This window comes from Tsukamurella sputi, assembly GCF_007858445.1.
Taxonomy (GTDB): Bacteria; Actinomycetota; Actinomycetes; order Mycobacteriales; family Mycobacteriaceae; genus Tsukamurella; species Tsukamurella sputi.
Map to the genome: position 1 here is coordinate 1 of NZ_VIGV01000143.1, position 572 is coordinate 572.

The window sequence follows — 572 nt, forward strand, 5'->3', positions numbered from 1 at the left end:
TTGGAAGCACGGTTCCTAGCCTCTGGCACTCTTTCGCCCAGCCGTCACAGGACTCGAGAGTGGAAAATCTAGGAGATTTTGAATGGAGCGCATGGTCTATACAGCAGAGCATGAGGAATTCCGGTCTGCCGTCCGGCGATTCCTCGAGCGAGAGGCGCTGCCGAAGTACGCGACCTGGGAACGTCAGGGCTTTGTCGATCCCGAATTCTTCCTCCAGATGGGAGAACTCGGCTTCTTGGGGATGCAGGTACCCAAGGAATTCGGCGGTTCGGGTATCGAATCGTACAAGTTCAACGCGGTCCTCAACGAAGAAGCCGCCGCTGCGGGGCTTGCCTTGGGATCGCTGCGCACGCACCTCGACCTTGTGTACCCCTACCTGCAGCGATTCGCGAACGCCGAGCAGAAGAAGCGGTGGCTCCCGGGATTCGCCAGCGGCGAAACAATGACCGCCATCGCCATGACCGAACCGGATACCGGCTCCGATCTCGCCGGCATCCGCACGACGGCCCGACGCGCTGGGGAGGTCTATATTGTCAACGGCGCCAAGACATTCATCACCGGCGGTCGCCAGG

Annotated in this window: 1 protein-coding gene; it reads left to right on the forward strand. The window is 60.5% G+C overall.

The genetic code is table 11. The annotated features are described in order from the left end of the window. Nucleotides 1-82: 82 nt before the first annotated feature. The coding region (locus tag FK268_RS23535) for an acyl-CoA dehydrogenase family protein (protein ID WP_193560334.1) at nucleotides 83-572 on the forward strand (490 nt) is incomplete at its 3' end.